General features: G+C 64.7%; 9 protein-coding genes and 1 pseudogene. 2 read left to right on the forward strand and 8 right to left on the reverse strand.

Annotated elements, in window-relative coordinates; genetic code table 11:
* Positions 1 to 207: 207 nt before the first annotated feature.
* The 5 genes from drmB to Aco03nite_RS33115 form a co-directional block, all read right to left on the reverse strand.
* Complete coding sequence (gene drmB, locus Aco03nite_RS33095) at positions 208 to 2,016, reverse strand: MrfA Zn-binding domain-containing protein (protein ID WP_203802015.1); 1,809 nt, start codon at positions 2,014 to 2,016, stop codon at positions 208 to 210.
* Entirely contained in the window at positions 1,997 to 5,161 is a 3,165-nt protein-coding gene (locus Aco03nite_RS33100; protein WP_203802017.1) for a helicase-related protein, read from the reverse strand. The genes drmB and Aco03nite_RS33100 overlap by 20 nt, the downstream gene beginning before the upstream one ends.
* The gene (locus tag Aco03nite_RS33105; RefSeq protein ID WP_203802019.1) at positions 5,158 to 6,678 is read right to left on the reverse strand and encodes an NERD domain-containing protein; all 1,521 of its coding nucleotides are present in this window, start codon (positions 6,676 to 6,678) and stop codon (positions 5,158 to 5,160) included. The genes Aco03nite_RS33100 and Aco03nite_RS33105 overlap by 4 nt, the downstream gene beginning before the upstream one ends.
* Complete coding sequence (locus Aco03nite_RS33110) at positions 6,675 to 11,387, reverse strand: sacsin N-terminal ATP-binding-like domain-containing protein (RefSeq protein WP_203802022.1); 4,713 nt, start codon at positions 11,385 to 11,387, stop codon at positions 6,675 to 6,677. Before Aco03nite_RS33110 ends, Aco03nite_RS33105 begins: the two co-directional genes overlap by 4 nt.
* Positions 11,388 to 11,843: 456 nt before the next feature.
* On the reverse strand, positions 11,844 to 12,830 hold the full coding sequence (locus Aco03nite_RS33115; protein WP_203802025.1) for a NaeI family type II restriction endonuclease: 987 nt from the start codon (positions 12,828 to 12,830) through the stop codon (positions 11,844 to 11,846).
* Positions 12,831 to 13,231: 401 nt separating this feature from the next.
* Between Aco03nite_RS33115 and Aco03nite_RS33120 the strand changes: the two are divergent.
* A pseudogene (locus tag Aco03nite_RS33120) lies at positions 13,232 to 14,083 on the forward strand (phosphoribosylaminoimidazolesuccinocarboxamide synthase); the annotation flags it as partial.
* A gap of 3 nt (positions 14,084 to 14,086) precedes the next feature.
* Here Aco03nite_RS33120 and Aco03nite_RS33125 read toward each other — a convergent pair.
* The 3 genes from Aco03nite_RS33125 to Aco03nite_RS33135 form a co-directional block, all read right to left on the reverse strand.
* Complete coding sequence (locus Aco03nite_RS33125) at positions 14,087 to 14,293, reverse strand: hypothetical protein (protein WP_203802029.1); 207 nt, start codon at positions 14,291 to 14,293, stop codon at positions 14,087 to 14,089.
* A 386-nt stretch (positions 14,294 to 14,679) separates the two neighbouring features.
* Positions 14,680 to 14,856, reverse strand: coding sequence for a hypothetical protein (locus Aco03nite_RS33130; RefSeq protein ID WP_203802032.1), 177 nt, complete (start codon positions 14,854 to 14,856; stop codon positions 14,680 to 14,682).
* Positions 14,853 to 15,149, reverse strand: a complete 297-nt coding sequence (locus tag Aco03nite_RS33135; protein ID WP_203802034.1) for a hypothetical protein — start codon at positions 15,147 to 15,149, stop codon at positions 14,853 to 14,855. Before Aco03nite_RS33135 ends, Aco03nite_RS33130 begins: the two co-directional genes overlap by 4 nt.
* Positions 15,150 to 15,487: 338 nt before the next feature.
* On the opposite strand from Aco03nite_RS33135, the gene Aco03nite_RS33140 reads away from it, so the two are divergent.
* Positions 15,488 to 16,378, forward strand: coding sequence for a Sco1979 family transcriptional regulator (locus tag Aco03nite_RS33140; protein WP_239145647.1), 891 nt, complete (start codon positions 15,488 to 15,490; stop codon positions 16,376 to 16,378).
* The last annotated feature ends 251 nt before the right edge of the window (positions 16,379 to 16,629 follow it).

Consider the following 16,629-nt stretch of genomic DNA (forward strand, 5'->3'; position numbering starts at 1 on the left):
CCAGCTCGTAGCGGCCGTCACCGAGCTTCACGATGTCGCCCTTTCATGTGGAGACCGCACCGGTTCCGATCCATGACGGCGGCGGGTCGGTCATTGTGGATGTACACCGGCACTCGTACCGCTGGCAGCGACGGACCATCGAAGGTCTCGCACTCGTCAACGGTAGGTGCCACGCAGATGGTGGCACCTACCGTCAGCTGTGTCGGTCTATGCGGCTGTCGTCTGCCTCAGTTGGTCCAGGACGTCGTCGAGCAGACCGGGTACGTTGCCTCCGCCGAGCACGAGTTGACGGTCGAGCAGCCGGTTAGCCGTCTCACACGACGTCTCGCTGACAAGAGCACATCCATGGCAGGCGGAGAGATTCAGTTGTGAGGATCCCTGCCGATCACTTTCGATGCAGACCGGGTCATTGGAGCAGACGTCCGCGTCACTCAGCGCAGCCGACAGTAACGGCAGGATCCGATCGGGCTCACCCAGCCGGACGAGCCCGCCGAGTGTCCCTTGAGCGTCACCGGCGGCGGTGTAGATGAGGATGCCTGCCGTACGGTCGGGGCGCTGGGAATTGGCGTAGATGCGTTCCTGTAGAGACGCCGACGAATAGCCGCTGGCGAAGGCCAGTCTGCGGATGAGTAGATGAGCCAACGTGTGGAGCGCGATGAATCGCGGTTCCGGTACATCCAGCCGGTGGGCCCAGGCGCTGGCCTCTCGGCGACCCACCAGGATCTGAGCTCGGGCACGGACCTCGGGGAGGTCCTCCCAGCGGGCGATCCGCTCCTCATCGAAGCGCAGGAAGATGCCCTCGCCGAACATCTCTACAGCTGGATACACCGGCTTGCGTTTACGGTCGGGACCCAGATCCGCGCAGATGAGTTCAGCCTCGGCGTTGTGCCGTCGAAAGCCCTTGAGGGCTCGGACTTCACGCACACGACGAACCTGACCGACAGCGACGAGACGGCTGGTCAATGCCGGCGGCCAGCCGGCGTCGGTACGCACCTTCCAACCGTCGACGATGAAGTCTCCACCGCTGTGGTCCCTTCCGCCTTCGAGCTTCTTGAGAAACGCCGCCCACTCGCCGTCCTTGAGCTCGAGTAGCGGGGCGTCATCTGAGCCGTCACCGGCGGCCAGTGCCAACACCTGTTCCTTGGTGACGTCCAACTCCTGAGCGATCCACTCGGCGACCATCTCCGCCTGCGGACCGCCGTTGTCGGCCACGACCTTCTCGAAGTAGACGTGGCTGCGGATCTGGTCCTTCTTCTCCTCCGACTCCGGTCGTTCCTCCGGTATGTCGAGTGCCGACAGCCGCTCCGCGATGTAGTTTCCGGTGGCGCCCCTCTGGACCGCTTGAAGCTGGTGCTCGCAGGGGTCTCCGCCGGAGTTCTCCTCCTCCCACGGCTGCCTGCCGTCGCATCGAATCCCGTCGCGTTGCAGAGAATCCTTACCGACCAGGTCCGAAATCGGCCGCTTGCGTCCGCATCCGGTACATAGCACGCGTAGCGATGCCAAGCCCTCCCCGTATCCGGTGGAGCGCACGAACTTGAGCTCCTTGTACGACCGACAGTGTCGTACGGACTCGGTGACCTCGGAGTCGTTGCCGCGATGCGCCCACATGAACCAGGGGATGTCCTGGATGTGGCTGCCCTTCTCGCAGATGGCGACGTAGCGCATCGGCACCAGCATGCCGCCGCAATCACACTTGTTCACCCAACGGCCCCTGTTCTTGCCGGTGAGCTTGGACAATTTCGTGCACTGCTCGCAGAAGCGCCATTCGGGGAACCGCCAGTAGAGCAGGCTCGCCGTCTCCTTCGCAGCACGTCCCGCATGGGCGGGCGGTTGACGTAACACGCCGCCACCGAGTCGAGCGACGAGCCGATCGCAGGAGATCTCCGGCGCCAGCTTGCGATTCCACCAGGAGGTGTCCGGTGCGATCAGCGACTCGCCGCGGACGTCGACGATCGCCCCGACACCGAACGGGCTGATGGTCTCGGACAGACGCAGGTCATGGACGATTGGATCCACGGCGGACCTCCTCCATCGGTTCACGGACATGGACGGCGACGTTCGGCTCGACCGAGCGCATCGAGTCGGCGACGAGCCAGCCCTCGCCCTTCTGATCGAACCGTTTCAGGAGGGCCTGATCATCCGCCTTGACCCGGTCGTACAAGAGCCTCGTGCCCGCCTCCCGGGCGAGCCCGGCGCGGCGATCCCAGTCCCGCAGCAGCCGCCACAATTCATCTCGGGCCTCGTCGGTCTCGATGTGTTCCAAGCGGTCGACCATGTGAACGAATGTCTCGACCAACTGGTCGATCAGCCCGGACATGTGCGCGTCCTCGAGGTCGAGGCGAGACGCCGCCTCGTTGGGCGATAGCGCCGGCACCGAGTGACGTAGCAGAGCGACGAGCGCTCCCGCCAATGACCGGGCACGCGAGGCGAGCGACCATGGTGTGACGCTCGTCGGTTCCACGTTGCGATAGAGCGCCTCGTGGTAGCCGCGGAAGGTCTCGAAGTGCGATCGGTCACGGGCACGGTTCGACCTGAACAGTGTGGTGACGATCCCGTTGTTGTCACCACGTCCGACACGACTGGTCGCCTGGATGTACTCCGCAGTGGTCTTCGGCTGTCCGACCATCAGCATCAGGGCGAGTCGAGGGATGTCGATCCCGACCGACAGCATGTTGGACGACAGCACCACATCGACGGCCTGATCGGTCTGGTCTACGCTGCGGGCCAGTTCTCGCAGATCGTTGGGTAGTTCCTCGGGGCCGCGTCGGCTGGTCAGTTCGAGCACGCGGTCGGCGCGGACCTTGCGGAACGGCAGTCCCAGCCGTTCGGCACGGGGCTCGAGGCGACCGTTCACGTCGTCGACCACGAGAGTTCCGGTGCGGCCGAGCTCCCGCAGGCTGTTGTGATACATGACAGTGGTCCAGTAGGCGTCACGTGTCGTTCCGGCGGTATCGGCGCGACCGAGTACCTCGGGGATCTCGATCAGTGGGGCCGTCGCGGAGATGACCGCGGACACCTGGGACAGCGACTGCGGCATGAGGCCGACATAGAGCCGGCCTCGACCGCTTTCGACGGGCCGGGAGAAGAAGGTTCGGTCACCGTCCAACCCGGCCGGAGGGTAGAGCGCGACTTCTCGGCCGTACAAGCCCTGAACCTGTTCTTGGGAGGCTCGGATCGTGGCCGTCGACGCCACGATCTTCGGCTTCGAACCACCCCTGCTCAGGAGTATCTGGATGATGGCGTCGAAGACCGCGACCGTCGTGCCGAGCGGCCCCGACAACAGATGCAACTCGTCCTGGATGATCAACGAAGGCTGTCGGAACGGTGTGCCCAGGCCGAGTAGTCTCCCCGCCTCCGGCCGGAACTGTAGGCGCGCGAACTTGTCGACCGTTGCGAGCAGGATCGTCGGTGGTGTCTCGTAGATGACCTCATCGACCACGGACACCGGAAGCTCGTCGCTGAACTCACAATCGATATCGACGCAATGGATGACGACGTCGTTACCGACGGCGCGGACACCGTAGCGGGTTCGGTCGTCGGTCCGTTTCTGCGGCAACAACGCGACACCACACCATGGACAGCTTTCGACCTGGAAACTGTTGGCTTCCTCGGGTCGTGTCGCCTTGTAGAGACGCTCCAGGGCGGCCTTGGCGTCTCGGCGGGTGCCCGGCGTGACCTCGTTGCCGACCCACAGACCGATGGTGAACCCGGCCATGCTTCTCGCCCGAGGGTCCTGATGTCGCAGGAGCTCCATCGCGCAGACCAGCGCCGCGGCCCGCTGGAACTGCTGAGCAGTGAGAAGGCGCAGGGTGTAACGGGTGAGAACGGCGGTGCCGGCTCCGGCGATGCCGTGATCGAGTCGGCGACGGAAGATCTCCACCGCGGCGAGCCCGAGGTAAGCCTCCGTCTTGCCGCCGCCGGTCGGGAACCAGATCAGGTCGACGAGTTCCCGGTCGTCGTGGGTTTCGTCGGTGGCGGAGGCGAGGGCCACGAGTAGGAAGCCCAGCTGGAAGGGGCGCCATCTCGGTTCCGAGGGCTCCTTGCCCTGTTTGATCGAACTCTGGCTGATCTGCATCCGCATGGCGGTCATACCGAGGGAGAACGCCATCCGCAGCGACCCGCTGTCGGGGTTGCGCAGCAGGTCGGCTCCGGCCCTCATCCGCCTGCAGGCCAGCCGGGCGCGATCGGTGACCGCTCGTGCGGTCGCAGCTGCGGAGCCGAAAGCGGCCACCGCGGTCTCCTGACCTTCGACCCAGGCGGAGAAGGCTTCGACGAAGGCGTCCAACATCGGCAGGATCTCGCCGGGATGTGTGTCGATGCGGATTAGATTGTCGAGTCGCAGCGCTTGGGCTTCGATACTGTCCTGGTGAAAGCCGGTGGTCTCGACTGCGGGTACGACGAAGGCAGGCACCGGATCGAGGAAGAGGCTCGTGCAGCGGCCGTCAGTGATCCGCCAGTCGGCCGCCATACCGTGCCCGACTGCGAAGATCTTCTTGTCTCGATAGCGCAGTCGCAGCTCCGCCGACTCGGCGTCGAGGTCCACGGCACTCGCTCCTCGGTACTCCAGGAATCGACCTTCAGCTGCGGGTCTCACCTCGAGAGCGACCTGGAACAGCATCCTCTCGATGTCGTCGCGGTCGTTGCCGCTCGCTCTGGCGAGCACGCGTGCGTGGACGGTGACCAGGTGGGCGTCACCGTAGGGCCGCCAACGCGAACCGACCTCGATCGGCACATCACCAGCCGTCAGTTGATGTGGAGGCCGATCGGGGACGAGTTCGCGACCATTGAACCGGAACGGGCGGCGTTGCCAGCGCGGCGGACCGTCCCCGGTGACCTTCGTATAGGTTCCGCCAGAGAAGTCGCAAGCCACCGAGGGACGGTTCGTGACGAAGGAGATCGCGATCGACGACGGTCGCCAGTCCTCGGCGAGGGGGACTCCCGCACCGTCCTCCTCCACGTCGCCGGCCAGTACGTCGGACTCGACCGGCTCGCCGACCTGGGCCTGCTCGTCGACTGGAGGTGCCGAGGCGATAGGGAACAGCATGCCGACCGCGTATTGCTTGTCCGGCAGATTCGTGATGACCTCGTCGTCGTCGCCAGGGCCGAAGTAGGCGTCTCGGAGGTGCTTCAGCGCGATCCGCTGGGCGTTGGTCAGGGTCATTTCGTCTCCAACCGCTGTCGGAGCAGGCTCTGGAGCCGCTTTTTGTCTGCTTTGGAGACCACGATGTCCAAGGAGACACGGGCTCGCGTCACCGCAACGTAGAAGGCCGCCGTGCCTGCCGCGTCGAAGGATGGGGGCAGATCACAGATGATCACACTCTCCGCTTCCAGCCCCTTGGCGATTCGGGGGGTGACGAGAGTGAACCCTCCATCGGTCACCGTGCGGGGCGCGGTGGAGGTCGTACTGATGATCCAGATGTCATCCCGACGGATTCCGTCCTCCATCAGTCGACGTGCCACCTCCTGAGCCTCGGCCAGCCGGGTCTCCTCGTCGCATGTGTGCCAACGGACCTTCTCACCGTGCACGATCCCGGGGTCACCGACGTCGGCTCCGAGGTACTCCTGGACCATGTGCACGATCGCCTGGGTGTTGCGTACGTTCAGGTCCAGGTCGACGGAGAGCGCCTCGGAAGCCACGAGTTCGAACACCTCGTCGTCGAAACCACCATCGACGTGCGCCTGATTGTTGGTGTCCAGGAACATCCGCCAGCGGCCGCGGTCCCGTCCGCCGATGACCACCGCATCGAGCCGATCCATCATCTCGGCGGACATCAGGTCCTGCGCCTCGTCGATGAATACCGCGTCGTACGCCTTGCCGGGCTTGACGCCGTCGAAGGCGATGACGTCGATACCGCGTCCCTCGACATGGGGAGCGAAGAACCGCATCAGTTCCGCGGAGTAGAAGGTGATCAGGACGGATCGTCCCTGGTCCGCCTCCTGTTTCGCGGCCTCCACGAGGACCAACGACTTACCGGTCCCCGCACCGCCGAACACCATCACTCGCGGGTTGCGGGCCAGGGCTGCGAGCACGCGGGCCTGACCAGCGGTGGCACGGTTCTGCTCCTCGATGACCGCCCCACGTTGGGCGTCGAGGATCGGCATCCGGGTGAACTCGCCGAACAGCCGGGCACGCAACTCGTCCTTCCCGGCGATTCGCTGACCCGTCGGAGCCTTCCGAGCATCCGCGGCCACCGCATCGAGCGCGGACGTCAAACCCGCGACGGTCATGTCGTCCTTCGCCAGCCAGTGCGTCGGCTGCCACTCCACCGAGTGGGGCGGGGTATCGATGTCGGGAGTGATGACGACCGCCTCGTGTGCGAACCAGCCGACGCCTTCCTCCTTCAGGATGTCCCGCAGTGCGTACATGGCCGACTGAGCCTGTTCCATCGGTGAGCCCGCCAGCTTGTGCCAGTCGTTGCGCCGGTCGACGCTGTACCAGACACCCTCGTACTTCCTGACTCCGCCGCCTTTGACCTCGATGACGATCAGGACTCGTTTCCACAGCACGACGAAGTCCGCCTCCGCCTGCTGCTTATAGGCATGTGATCGCAGCTTCACCGAGTGGAAGGCGACTGCGTCCTGGTCGCCGGACACCTCCCGTAGGAGTCGCGCCACACGCCGTTCGGCGTCGCTGCCGGCGTTGCGTTGGATGTCGGCCAGATCCGGTACGAGGATCATCGGTGCTGTACCTGCCAGAGGTCCTCGTACTCGCGGTAACCGAGCAGTTCGGTGACATCACCGAAGTTGTCCGCCATGTCCACGATGAGGCACTCCTCCTTGCCGCCGTTGGCCGGTCCTCGTAACCCTCGCCCGGCCATCTGAATGTAGGCGTTCGGACTGAACGTCGGACGCGCGATGTAGAGCGCCCGCACACCCGGTGCGTCGAAGCCCTGGATCAGGAGATCGCAGTTGGCGAGGACCCTGATCTCGCCGCTCTTGAACCTCTCGATGGTGTCGCGCCGCTCCTGCCTTCCGGACTGACCACTTACCGCCGCCGCGTTGACGTCGCGATATCGCAGCGTCGCTGCCAGGACTTGTGCGGACAGCACGTTCGGCGTGAACACCAGCACTGGCCAGTCTTCGTCCAACCCCATGATGTGCTCGACGAGGACGGACATTCGGGCATGATCACGCCCGATCCGATCCATCACGCTCTGACTGATCCTGCGCAGGGTCTTTGCGTCGTTGCGCTCGCTAGGCTGCAGATCGACATGGATGCCGGGTAGGACTTTGTGCTGGACTCGTGCGAGGACCCCGAGATCGGCCAGTCTCCGGTACGCGTTGTCCTGCTCGAAGGCGTCGATCTTTCGGCCACCGAAGCGGCTCACCAATGCAGCCGTTGCCGATTCCGAGGTGCCCTTGAAGGGCGTCGCGGACAGCCCCACCAACGGACGTTCCCATCCTCGACCCGCCACGCCGAGCCAGGTCAGAATCCGTGTGTATCGCTCGGATCCGCCCGCCCGGTGCCCCTCGTCGATGATGACGGCGGAGGCCTCCTTCAGCCAGTCGTACTCCGCATCACTCAAGACGACGTCGAGTTGGGCGTCAGTGGCGACGATGAACCCGAATTCGGTGTCCGGCTCGTGGACGGCGTTGCCTTCCCACAGCCGTCCCACGGTCAGGGGTCGTTCGTCCCCGAGCCCGCGCCAGACCGTACTGATGGTCTGAACCGCTTGCTCACACAGTTCCTGAGACTGCGCGATCCACAAGACGGGGCCCGCCAGCCGGTCTTCCGTGAACAGCCTCAACACAGTCTCCGTGGCGACTCGCGTCTTGCCCGCTCCGGTCGGGAGCTCGACCATGGCCTTGAGATGGCGACCGTTCGCTTCACGCAGCGTGAGAACGTCGCGAAGTTGGGTGCTGATCTTGCGTTGGAACGGATGCAGTTCGTTGAGCCGTACGGCGCCGGGAACGACGAACTCCTGATCCTGGCGCCGGTTGCGGCGACCTGCGTACATCGGGCCGAATCCCATCTTCCGTAGCCAGGAGATGGTGCTCGGACGACCTGCCCACTCCGCTGGCACATCGGGGAAACCTTCCTGCCGGAAGTTCTGTGCCAGCTGCTTGATCGAGTCCGAGCCGTAAACCGTCAGGAACAGCTCGGCCACCGAGGTGTCGTCGAGAATCAGACCTTGCGCGTCGAGCGCCTGCCATAGCCCCTTCGGTAGCGCCTCACGCAAGTCGTCGGGCCCGAAGTAGACGTCGAGCCGATCAGCGTCGGCGGCAGCAGCCTGGGCGAGTTGGCGCAGTTCCTCCAACCGATGGTCGAGTCCTGCCTTGAGAACCTCTTCGCGGTCGGCATTCGTCAGACCCAGCTCGAAGGCCTCGCTGACGAACTGTAGGAGACGCCGTTCGTCGGCGTCGCTGCGAGCGAACAGATTCAGACCGTCGAGGTGCCACTCCAGCGACTGGTCCTCGACGCCGTCCTCGGTCGTCACGCGTTTGGCCAACTGAACGGCGCGGGTCAAAGTCGCGTTCTCGACCTTCCTGGCCACATGCGTCGTGCGCAGACCAGTGAAGACGTCGACGATCCGCTCGTCTTCCTGTTCGCCCTCGATCAGCGTCGAGAAAGCGAAGCTGTCCTCGAAGCGGCGGCAGCCCACCGTGTCCACCAGTTCAGCCGCCCGCTCGGCCGTCGCCCGTAGGTAAGGGCGCTGACGCGACGACAGGAACGACTCCTGCTCATCGGAGGTGGCCAGATACACCCCTGCCGGCGGGCGTGACTCGGCGACACGCCCGATTCTGGCGGGAATGGCCGGCGGATGAGCGCCGGGGTAGGCGATTCGTGAGACGGCCAAGGTGAATTCGGTTAGGAGATCGTCGGTGACCCCGGGCGGGAACAGCGACGCTGCAAGCGCGGTCCTGAGTACCGCGACCGGAACCGCGTCCAGCTCATCCGGCAGATCCAAAGCTTCGGCGACCGGTGAAGGACCGCGGAACAGTGGCAGCAGCTTCTCGTACCTGACCAGGGATGGCGCGACTACCTCAGCGGGCGGGAGGAAGCCGCGGGTGGAGTGGACCAAGCCGGCGTTGTCGGCCGCCCAGCGTGCCGGCGACTGAACGGTGTAGGTGACACCCGAGTCGACGTCCTCGCAGGTCCAGAAGACCTCGCCGCCTTGCAGCAGAGCAGTGGTCCAGCTCGCGCGCAGCTGATCGGACGCCTTCGCGTCGCGCAGGATGTAGAGCATGGAGAACGGTCCCGGACCTTCACCGTGAAGCAGCTCGATGCGTTCGACCGGACGCTCGCCGGGATCCTGGATCGCATTGAGCTGACCGAGAAGCCACTCCCGATAGTCGTCGAGGTACGGCTCGTCCTCGACGGGGAACCCTTTCACCGGATCGCGGACCACCCCGAGCGCGTGTGCGGCTTGCGGTAAGCAACGCTTGCGATCCAACGCCTTGACACTCGGCAGTGCCGAAACGTCGGCGTCGATGTCGATCACTTGACGGGCCCATGCCCACTGCCCGTCGCCTGTCGGCACCTTGACCCTGCCCGAGTGGCCTTCCAGGGTCTTCACCGCGACGTTGGCGGGCAATGCGATCGCAGACTCCCAGAGCCGGGCGTAGTCCTCGTCGTTGGACATCGCATCGAGCCTGGCGAGACGCGCGGTGAGGATGGCGAGGGGATCGAGATCCCGGAAGCCCACCTGTCGAAGGAGCCCTTCGATACCGGGTTCGGCGAGAAAGCCCGGGAGAACGAAGACCGCCCCTTCGATCTCGACGCCCCTCTCCTGCCGAAGGAACACGACCTTGGCGTCCTGCACCGTTCGCAGGCCATGCGTGGTCGGGATGACTTTGGCCTTCTCGATGCCCTCGACGTTGCGTTGCTTACTCACGAATCGGAAGGCGTGCGCGGCGGAGACCGGGTCGCTTCCCTCGGCCCACTCGCGCAACCACGACAGGATTCCACGCTTCGGCATCACTGCCAGCGTCCTCTTCATGTCCGTTTCACGTGCGTCCAAGCCGACACCATGCCCGACCGCGAACAACTGACGAAGACGCGTGACTCGTTGCGGCGTGCTGTAACAACGCCAGTGTGGAACATCGGATCCGGTATTCGGTGATGTCATCCACGCCTTATGGACCTCGTCGGGTAACCCGTAAGCGAAGTCCAGTGGCTTGAGTTCCGGTGCCCTAGTCAGAGCGCCTGTGGAGTCGGGGATCAGATCCAGGTCGGCGGACATCTGCGGGACCTGGGCACAGAGCACAGCGTCGCCGTATGACAGATCCTCCTTGCCTCGCGCCGGCAGGTAGTCGAGATGAGAAGCCGGGTCGTCCGGTGTCCGTACTCGAGTCACCATCCGTGCGAACATCCCCGCGAGGGTCAGGAGGATCTCACGATTGTAGTCGTTAGGCAGGAGAGTCGTGCGGTCGTCGTTCACGCTCCACGGAGCGTTGAACAGGGCGGAAGCCGAGGTCTTATCCTGCAGCGGAAAGTAGGACCAGAAACGGCCGACACGGAAGTCGGAGCCTCGCCGTTTCGGGATCGCGACGGTCACTTTCACCTCTGCCCGCGAGACGGCCTCGCCGACGTGTCGTCGTGCCTCCGCGGACGGAGCATGCATCCGATCCTCGACGATCCATTCCTCGTTCTCGCCGTCGGGGCGTTCGATCCTGAACAAGCCGTCACCGAGATCCCGCGAGACATGGCTCGTCTCGAAGGACTCCGCACCGAGGACTCGGAGCCGCACTTCCCGCACGGCACCGACGAAGAGCAGGAACTGCGATGAGAACGTGGTGATCTCGCTGCGTAGACGTGGGATGTTCGACGCGTTGGGCAGTTTGACGATCGTGGTGGCCCATACGGACAGCTCCGCCAGGATCGGGTCCTGAGCGAATGCGGGAGCCGGGTCGATGGCCGTCGCGGTGCGGAGCACCGGGTATCGCTTCGCACCTGAACTCACTCCGCCCAGCGCGGTCAGTGCCTGATGTGAGTTGAACCCGAACGACACGGAACGGCTGAAGACCTGTGGGCTGTCGGACACTGCCAGGACGGATTTGAAGCCGAGGCCGAACCGGCCGATCTCATCTCCGCGTTTGCCGCTCAGGTGGGCGTGAGTGATGGCGATGAGCCCACTCTTGGAGAAGGGACGCCCCGAATTGGCGCAGTACAGCGTGCCGTTCGTGGCGTCGAGCACGATCTCGACGCGGCCGACGGGATCTCCGGTGTGAACCATGGATCCCGTCATGGCGTCGGCAGCGTTCTGCACGAGCTCGAGCAGAGTCCGGTTGGCGTACCCGCCGACTCGGATCGACTCCTCATGGTTGGCATGCTCGGAGATGAGTTCCGGCTTCGCGCGGTATGACTGGATGGTGCTGTCGAACAGTCTTTCGATCTCCTGTACGAGAATCGAATCCGGCACCCATGACTGCTTTGTCGTCGTCATGATCCAGCACCCCCAGTGCCACAGGTCTTCCCATGTCTGCTCGACTCGGTCGCTCCTGAGGGCGTGTCACCGGGGTGAGCTCGATACGGAACCATCCGGCAACCCGACTGGCGGAAAGCAACTCGGTCGACGGTAACATCCGAGCCGTTCAGTCGGGAGTCAATCACCTTATGCAAAGTCAGGCCCCTAAAATGCTGCGTCCGTGATGGCTGGATGGGTACGGCGATCACATCCGGCCGTCCGAACCTAGTTGGCATGACCGTCGACAGTGATTCCACCATTCGGCCAATCCTTGTAGTCACTCGGGCACCTTCGATAACAATCGTCAAGATCCGGACAAAACGGCCAGGTCGGTTCGCCAGCCCACTTCCGATGAAGTCCTGTGGTATTCGGTTCGTTCGGGCGCAGCGATCGCGCGTATATCGAGTGTTCGTAGATCCGGTTCGAGGTCCGATTTCATTCAATCATTCGATGACTGGTCCCTTGATCTTTAGACCATTTGTTGAGCTTCTCCGGTGCGATGTCGGGGGCCGGCACGATCGGGTCTTCGGGCCGAGCCAGGCGCCAAGGAGAGCCGTAAATGAGGGTGTTCGATTCGGAGTCGCCCTCCTGCCAGGGGTGGATGCGTGCACTCACGAATCGCCCGAGAGTCGGCGCTGGAAGGCCGAGTTCCTCCGCCATACGAGGGTGTGGGCGGTAATGGCCAAAAATGACGATTCCATCGGGTCGAAGTCGTATCCGCGAGTCGCGGACGCGTTTCGCGCTGTCCACCTGTTGCGCCGCGGTCAGCACCGTCGCCCGATTGACGAGTTCGCCGGGCAGCTCACGAAAAAGATTGTCGACAGCGATCTGGCCGCGTGTCGCATAGGCGATCCGGTTGAGTTTCTGCGGGTCGCTGATATGTAGCAACGTGTTCTTCACCAGGTCTGCCCCCGCGACGAGCCAGAGGATTCTGCCGCGCCCCCTATCGTTTAGATGCCGTTTCTTGTCCCGTTGGTTGCCGCGAGGTCTCAAGACTTCCTCGCTGATCCGGATGAGACCCGACGCCCACCGGGCGGTGTACTCGTTCGCCCACACCACCAGTGCGATCTTGTCGCCGCGGCTGTACATCTCCTCCGGAATCTCCCATTCATAGAGGTTCCGCGACCATTTGCAGTCCACGTCCGCGCCGGCGATGTTGTAGTCCAGCTCCCGACCGTCGGAGAATTCAAATTCTCGTTGAAGCCAGATCTCCACCAGAGTGCCGATGTGGGTCTTCTCGGTCTTGAGTAGTTGAGTGAAGTCCCATCGACCGGTCCGTTGGCCGTCGTAGATCTGGTCCAGTGCCTCTCGGATGGCGTAGCCGGTTCGATCGCCGTAAGGGTCCAGGCGGGAGATCGCCTTGTGGACCGCCCAGAGTTCGGGGTCCTCCTCGATCGTCGGCGGGTCCACGAGGAGATCCACGTCGGGGCCTCTCGAGTGCTTCGGTCGATTCTTCGACGTCGGGCGGGCAGGAAGCAGTCGTGACCGTCGTGCACGGAGCGTCGTGGGTAATGGGACGGGGTCAACCTCCCCTTCGGAGGGTTCATCCCATAGGGCGTCTTGGCCGGGGATCTCGAAAGTCATCGTTCGCCCTCGTGTCTGGTCCCGAAGGTGTCGTGCCGTCGACACCAAAGTCTGACTGTGTGCGCACTGGATCAATCTTTAATCCGTTGACGATGCTAACAGCATTGAAAAGGCTTCGGTAGTCCTGAACGCGAGTGATGGTGAGAGACCCGGGCTTCCGCGAGCGCACCAGCGGCTTGCTCAAGTGCTCAGCCGATCAAGCCGTTCGGTAGCGTGAAACGCAAGCCGCCAGTCAGCACCGAGGGGAACACGTGGAGCTTCTGCACTCTGGCAAGGTTCGGGACGTCTATGCCGACGGGGGCGACCTCGTTCTCGTCACCTCGGATCGGATCTCGATCTATGACGTCATCCTGCCTACGCCTATCCCGGACAAGGGGAAGATCCTCACGCAGCTGTCGCTCTGGTGGTTCGAGCAGCTCAGCGACGTCATCCCCAACCACGTCATCTCTGCCACCGACGTCCCTGCCGAGTTCGCGGGGCGGGCCATCCGGTGCGAGCGGCTCGACATGGTCATGGTCGAGTGCATCGCTCGTGGTTATCTCGCCGGGTCGGGGCTCAAGGATTACCAGCGGGACGGGGCCGTCTCCGGGAACCCGCTTCCGGCTGGGCTGGTCGAGTCGTCGCAGCTTCCGGAGCCGATCTTCACTCCCAGCACCAAGGAGCCCGTCGGTGGTGGGCACGACGAGCCGATCGACTTCGAGGGCACCGTGGAGCGGGTCGGGGCGGAGCTGGCCGAGGAGCTGAAGCGGGTGACGCTGGAGGTGTACCGGCGTGGGTCGGAGATCGCGGCCGCGAAGGGGATCATCATCGCGGACACCAAGATCGAGGTGGGGCACGCGAAGGACGGCACCCTCAAACTCGGGGACGAGGTGCTCACTCCGGACTCGTCACGGTTCTGGGCTGCCGACGAGTGGAAGCCGGGGAACGCTCCGCGCTACCTGGACAAGCAGTTCCTGCGGGACTGGTCGGGGCAGCTCACCGACTGGGACCGGACCGACCCGGGGCCGGAGATTCCGGACGAGGTCGTCGAAGCCACCCGGAATCGGTATGTCGAGGTCTACGAGCGGCTCACCGGCGAAAGCTGGCGCTAACGATCAGCTGACCGCCGGTGCCACCGCGGCAGGGGCCTGCGATGCCATCCACTGCCGCCGCTTGCGGAGCAGGTGGCTGCCGTAACCGCCGATCAGAACCGCGGCCACCAACCCGGCCACGCCGCCGAAGACGACACAGATCGGGGCGATCGTCCACAGTGCAGCGATTGCCCACGGAGTCGGCGGAACAGCGGGTGTGGGGTTGGGCACGGCGGCTACCTCCATCCGGGGCCTCGGCGGATGCGGTCTGAGCCTGGAAGGCGCGGCCGAGGTTAAAGGGGTACAGGAAGCGCGTACCCCATTCGGTGCGACAGAAAACGGCTTGGCGGACAACCGCTGGGCCGTTTTTTCGAAGAAGGTCCTGAAGCCGGCCCGCACCGCGGAATTCCGGGGTCAGGTAGAGACCCGAGGCCGGTGGGAGACGATCCAAGGGGCGGCCGCGCTCTCAAGGGTGACCGAAATTCACCATGGCGAGTGATTCGGAGGCCAAAGATTCAGGCACCCACCGCGGTGCAGGGGAAGGAAGGCGCTGGGGAAAGCGCCTGGAGGTGCCCAGGAAGGAAAGAGGCGCCCAGGAGGGAGAGGCCGCAACACGCTCAAGCGGGTGAATCCAGCCGCACCCGATCGAGCGCAGGCTCACAAGCATTGCAGCGAAGCTCCTCGCCGCAACTGACGCACCAGTCGCGGGTGCGCCGTAGCCACCACCCCAGACCGACGCCGGCGAGCAGGCTGAGCATGCCGACGATGGCCGAGACGGTGACCGCGCCGGTCATCGCCGCGGGTTCCTGCGCATCAGCGTCACGGCGCGGTTGTCGAGGGCGTCGATGTCGGAGCGGGGGGTCACGTAGGGGGCGGTGAAGGTGTCCACACCCGTCCCCGAGTGCTTCTCCGACCGGTAGGTGACCGTGACGGCACGGGGCGACGAGGCCTCGATGACCCCGGCCACCCAGCAGCCGCGGTAGACCCACACCGGGTCGGCCGGACGGTAGCTCTCCGCCGGTGCGACGTCGGCCGGATCGCGATGCGGCGGGGTCACGGTCGGCGTGGACACCATCAGGTTCAGCATGGACTTGCCTCCAAGGTCTGATGACTTTGGTTTCCAGATCGACAGGCACGAGCGCAACCGATCGACAGGCGCCGAGCGCAACCGGCTGAGCAGCCGAAGATTTCGGCACGCTCTGTTAGCGGTCAGTACGTGTCTGTCAGCTATCATGCTCGTCATCAAGTGCGTTCGCAAGGCCGGATGCACGTGCATCCGCAACGAACGGGCAGAACCGGAAGCAAGCACGGCCGGTTCGGAAGTGGTCGACAGTGAGTTTGACGGCTGGTTTCGCGGTTGACGATCTCCGCCTTAGGATGCGTAAGGCTGCGCCGGGCAGTCACAGAGCAGCGACGAGGAGTCAGGTGAGCGCGGGTTCGCAGGAGGAGACGCCGAGCGGCGGACCTACCGTGCTGCGCATCCTGCTCGGCTCCCAGCTTCGAAAGCTGCGGGAGTCGAAAGGGATCACCCGAGAGGCCGCGGGGTACGAGATCCGCGCCTCCGGATCCAAGATCAGCCGGATGGAGCTCGGCCGCGTCAGCTTCAAGGAGCGCGACGTCACCGACCTTCTCACTCTGTACGGGGTGAGCGACTCCGCCGAGCGTGATGCCCTGATCGGCCTCGCCCGCCAGGCGAACAGCCCGGGCTGGTGGCAGCACTTCGGTGACGTCCTGCCGAACTGGTTCCAGGCCTACCTGGGGCTCGAAGCGGCCGCGTCGCTGATCCGGACCTACGAGATCCAGTTCGTTCCCGGCCTGCTGCAGACCCCGGACTACGCCCGCGCCGTCATCATGCTCGGCCACGCCGGCGCCAGCTCCGACGAGATCAACCGCCGGGTCGATGTGCGCCTGCAGCGCCAGCAGATCCTCACCCGTCAGGGCGGCCCGCAGGTCTGGGCGGTCATCGACGAGGCGGTGCTGCGCCGGCCGATCGGTGGCGTCGACGTCATGCGGGCCCAGATCGAGGCGCTGATCGAGGCGGCCAAGCTGCCCAGCGTGCGCCTGCAGATCATCCCGTTCCAGGCGGGCGGGCACGCGGCGGCCGGTGGCCCGTTCGCGATCCTGCGCTTCCCGGAGCCGGAGCTCCCCGATGTGGTCTACGTCGAGCAGCTCACCAGCGCCATCTACCTGGACAAGCGCGAGGACGTCGACCACTACGCGATGGCGATGGAGCGCGTCTGCATCGACGCCGAGCCGCCCAACGACACGCCGGAGATTCTCGGCAAGCTGCTCAACGAGATCGGCCGCCCGGCCTGACCGACCCCGGCCCGAGAGGTCCCCGGCGGTTCAAAAGAGCAGATCAAAAGCCATTCAAAGGCTGCGGCCGCGGTACGTCCATCGAACAGCGCAGTCACGAGCACTACCGCTGTCGCGCGCTGTCCCGGCCGAAGGGGTCACGGTCGCCGTGGCCGAGCCGCGGTCCAGAGGTCGAGCGGTCGCCGTGGCCGAACAGCGGTCCAGAGGTCGAACGGTCGCCGTGGCCGAACAGCGGTCCAGAGGTCGAACGG

Origin of the sequence: Actinoplanes couchii, from assembly GCF_016862075.1 — a bacterium.
In the GTDB taxonomy this organism is placed as follows: domain Bacteria; phylum Actinomycetota; class Actinomycetes; order Mycobacteriales; family Micromonosporaceae; genus Actinoplanes; species Actinoplanes couchii.

Excerpts from the sequence above, each read along its gene's own strand:
- Aco03nite_RS33100 (WP_203802017.1), bottom strand. The coding sequence starts at position 5,161 with ATGACCCTGACCAACGCCCAGCGGATCGCGCTGAAGCACCTCCGAGAC.
- Aco03nite_RS33105 (WP_203802019.1), bottom strand. The coding sequence starts at position 6,678 with ATGATCCTCGTACCGGATCTGGCCGACATCCAACGCAACGCCGGCAGC.
- Aco03nite_RS33110 (WP_203802022.1), bottom strand. The coding sequence starts at position 11,387 with ATGACGACGACAAAGCAGTCATGGGTGCCGGATTCGATTCTCGTACAG.
- Aco03nite_RS33130 (WP_203802032.1), bottom strand. The coding sequence starts at position 14,856 with ATGACCGGCGCGGTCACCGTCTCGGCCATCGTCGGCATGCTCAGCCTG.
- Aco03nite_RS33135 (WP_203802034.1), bottom strand. The coding sequence starts at position 15,149 with ATGCTGAACCTGATGGTGTCCACGCCGACCGTGACCCCGCCGCATCGC.